Below are 4026 nucleotides of genomic sequence, written 5' to 3' on the forward strand. Positions count from 1 at the left end.
CTAACCACCCCACCCCCCCCACAACCACCGGGCCCCCCCCCCCGCCGGGGGGGTATCTGCCCCCCCCCCGTCCCCCCCAACTCCACCCCCTAGCCCACCCCGCGGCCGGTGCCCACCCCGCAAGCCCTGTCCCGCCTGGTCGTGGGCAGGCGTTCCGCGGGGCTGGGGGTCCCCCCGGACGGAGTCTGGGGGAGGGTGGGCACAACCCGACGACGGCGCCGCACCCGTGGGCACCGCAGGAACGGGGAGCCTGGGCCCGGCAAGGGCGCCGTCCGTTGTGCCCACCCGTTCCGCCCCAGCGGAACGATCGCCCACAACGGGGGTGGGGCGGGCGGCCACCCGGCCCCCGCGGAACCCCGGGGTTCACGGGCGGCGGTGGTCGTGGGTGAGGAGGGCCACCGGGCGTTCGGCGAAGAGGTCCCGCAGTTTCACCGTGCCGCCCCGGAACTCCCGTACCCCGTCCAGGAGGTCGAACCACGGGCCCGGCGGCAGAGGCAGTTCCGTGTCCTGCCAGCCGCCCGCCTCCGCGAGGCGCAGCGGGAGTCGGGTCACCGCCGTGATCGTCTCCGGTGTGGCCCCCTCGCCTCGGGCGAAGGCCAGGCAGTGCGCGGCCGCAGCCCCCGACGCGGGCAGCGGCATGTAGCTCCCGGCCGCGCCGAAGAGCTCCGGATGCCGGCGCCGCAGCCGCAGCGCCGCCCTGACCAGCGCCGTCTTGTCGTCGTCCGGCCCGATCGCGAACGGCCGCCGGTTGTCCGGGTCGACCAGCGCCCGGTACTCCCGCTCCGTCCCCTGATACAGCTCCGGCACACCCGGCATCGTCAGCTGCACCAGCGTCGCGCCCAGCATCTGCGCCCGGATGTGCGGCTCCAGGGCGAACGCCGCCTCCGACGCCGCCCGTAGCGGAATCCGGCCGGGCCCCGCCGCCACGAAATCCGTCACGGCCCGCTCGTACACCGCGTCGGGCTCCGTCCAGCTGGTGTGCAGCCCCGCCTCCCGGACGGACTTCAGCACCGCGGGACCGAGCCGGTCCGGATCCGGGGTGCCGAAGCCGAACGCGGTCTGCCACGCCGTCCACGCCAGATGTGGATCGGGCGCCGGCACCCCCGCCACCTCCTCCAGCAACGCGGCCCAGACCGAGGGGCATTGGGACAGGATCGCGATCCCCGCCCGGACGTCCGCGCTCCGCTTCGTGTCGTGCGTGGTCAGCACCGTGCCGGTGGCGGGCCAGTCCCGGGCCAGCCGCATGCAGTACGCGTGGAACTCCTCCGGCGCGACGGCCGGACGACCGGGATCCCCGCCCACCTCGTTCGCCGACAGCAGCGGGGTGTAGCGGTAGAAGGCCGTGTCCTCCACGGACTTGGCCCGCAAGGCGGAGGACGTCTGAGCGAACCTCGCCCGGAACGCCGCGTGTTCGGGACCGTCACCGAGCCGCCCGAGCGCCAGGTCCCGTACGGTGTCGACGGCCGTGGCCTCCTCCGGCACCGCGAAGGCCGCCTTCGCCCCGCGCGCCGCGTCCGGCGTGAGGACCGCCTCTCCGCCGGTCCGGTACGTGCGGTACACCGGTACGCGGACCAGCAGTTCACGGATCGCGGTCCGCAGCGCCCACGGCGCGTGGTCGCGCAGCTCCGGGTCGGCGGCGCAGATGCGTCCCGCGATCCTGGTCAGGGCAGTCGTCTCCGCGGACAGCTCGTGCGTCACGACCTTGTACGCGGCGCGGCGGGCCGTCGCCTCCCAGATGCCGCCCCGGTCCCCGGCCCGCCCGGCGAAATCCCGGTACACATCGAGGAGTTCGTCGGCGCCCGCGCCGTCCACGAAGATCCCGTCCACGTACCGCAGGGCGTCATATCCGGTGGTCCCGGCCACGGGCCAGGCCGGCGGCAGCGGCTCCGTACCGGTGAGGATCTTCTCCACCACCGTCCAGCACCGGCCGCCCGTGGCCTCGTGTAGCCGCTCCAGATAGCCCTCCGGGTCGGCGAGCCCGTCGGGATGGTCGATCCGCAGCCCCTCGATCACCCCGTCCCGTACCAGCTCCACGATCTTGCCGTGGGTGTCGCCGAACACCTCGGGGTCCTCGACCCGAACCCCGATCAGCTCCGAAATGGTGAAGAAGCGGCGGTAGTTGAGCTCGGTGCGGGCCAGGCGCCACCAGGCCAGGCGGTACCACTGGGCGTCGAGCAGCTCGGGCAGCGGCAGTTCCTCGGTGCCCGCACGGAGCGGGAACGCCTGCCCGTCCAGGTGCAGCGCACCGTCGGAGACCCGCAGTCGCTCCCGGATGTCCGGCAGCCGGGCCGGCAGGACGGGCAGCAGGACCCGGCCGTCGCCCGCCTCCCAGTCGATGTCGAACCAGCGGGCGTACGGCGAGTCCGGGCCCTCGCGGAGCACCGCGTGCAGCGCGTGGTTGTGGGCGGGCGACGCGGCCATGTGATTGGGCACGAGATCCACGACCAGACCGAGGCCGTGTGCCCGGGCTGCCGCCGCGAGCGCCCGCAGCCCCTCCTCGCCGCCCAGTTCCCGGCGGATCGTGCGGTGGTCGGTCACGTCGTAGCCGTGCGTGGAGCCGGGCACGGACTCCAGGACGGGGGAGAGGTGGAGGTGGGACACCCCGAGGCCGGCGAGGTACGGGACAGCGCGCTCGGCTGCCGAGAAGGGGAACTCCGGCTGGAGTTGGAGCCGATAGGTGGCGGTGGGGACCGTCGGGGCGGTGGGCGAGGGCGTCATGCGAACGTACGTACCCGGCGTGGAGGCTTCTGTGTCATCGCCTCATGCGTCCGTTCGTGTGCATCGCGTTACGTTCGGCCGATGCTCCGTATGTATCGCGACACCCTGTCACTGCTCGGACCGGGGCTGCCGGTCGTCTCGTTCCTGGGGCGGTTGCCCACCGCCATGTGCCAGCTCGGCAGCCTTCTCCTGGTCTCCGAGACGAGTGGATCACTGACGGCGGCAGGGCTCGCCGGAGGGGCGCTCGCGGCGGGGCAGACCGTGGCGGGACCGGTCATCGGCCGGCTCGCGGACCGGCGCGGGCAGCGCGGGGTGGTCTTCGCCGCGTCCCTCGCCAACGCGGTGGCCGTCGTCGCGCTCGTCCTCGCGGCGCTCGCGCACGCGGCGACCGGCTGGCTGATGCTCCTCGGCGCGTTCGCCGGGGCGACCGTCCCGCAGATCGGGCCGCTCGCCCGGACGCGCTCGGTGGCCCTGGCCCGGCGCTCCGGCGCGGGCGACCGGACGGTGGGGACGGTGCTGTCCTTCGAAGGGACCCTCGACGAGGTGTCGTTCGTCCTCGGACCGGCCCTCGTCGGTGTGGCCGCGGCGCTGGCCCACCCTGCCGCGGCCCTGCTCCTCGCGGCGGCGCTCCTCGTCACGTGCGGCGCGGCCTTCGCGCTGCATCCGTCGGCCCTCGCGGCCGAGGGTGGTACGAAGGCCGCCACCACCCGGACGGCTGCCGCCGAACGGGGTCGGCTGCCGCGGTCCGCGTACGCGCTGCGGATCACGATGGTGCTTCAGGGCGCGATGTTCGGTGCCTCGCAGGCCGGGATCACCGCGCTCACCGAGAAGCTCGGGGCTCCGGCGCAGGCGGGGCTCGTCTATGCGGCGATGGGGGTGATGAGCGCCGCGGTCGGGCTCTCCATGGCGGCCGTGCCCGCGCGGATCGGGCCGGCGACTCGATGGCGGGTCTCGACGGCCGCGCTCGTGGTCCTGTCCGTCCCGCTCCTCTTCGTCGACTCGCTGGTCGCGCTGTACGGGGTCGTGATCGTCCTCGGTGCCGCGTACGCGCCGCATCTGATCACCGTCTTCGGTCTCACCGAGCGGACCGTCCCGGCGTCTCGACTGGCCGAGTCCATGGCGTTCCTGACCAGCGGTGTCGTCGGCGGCCAGGCGCTGGCGCTGGCCCTCTCGGGGCGGCTCGCGGACACGCACGGGGTGGGGGCGGCGTTCGCGGTGGCGGTGGCGGCGGCGGTGGCGGCGGCGGTGGCGGTGGCGGCGGCTCGGCGATGGTGGTGCGGCCGGCGCGGTAGCGAGGACGGGCGGGGC

Annotated in this window: 2 protein-coding genes; one reads left to right on the top strand and one right to left on the bottom strand. The window is 74.7% G+C overall.

Features of this window, described 5'->3' with window-relative positions; translation table 11 throughout:
- Nucleotides 1-363: 363 nt before the first annotated feature.
- Nucleotides 364-2718, bottom strand: coding sequence for a malto-oligosyltrehalose synthase (treY, locus tag ACFVZW_RS23245; RefSeq protein WP_384524294.1), 2355 nt, complete (start codon nt 2716-2718; stop codon nt 364-366).
- A 90-nt stretch (nt 2719-2808) separates the two neighbouring features.
- Here treY and ACFVZW_RS23250 point away from each other — a divergent pair.
- Nucleotides 2809-4026: MFS transporter (locus tag ACFVZW_RS23250; RefSeq protein ID WP_384524356.1), on the top strand; the 1218-nt coding region annotated here is incomplete at its 3' end.

It is taken from the genome of Streptomyces sp. NPDC059567 (genome assembly GCF_042735655.1).
Classification (GTDB): Bacteria; Actinomycetota; Actinomycetes; order Streptomycetales; family Streptomycetaceae; genus Streptomyces.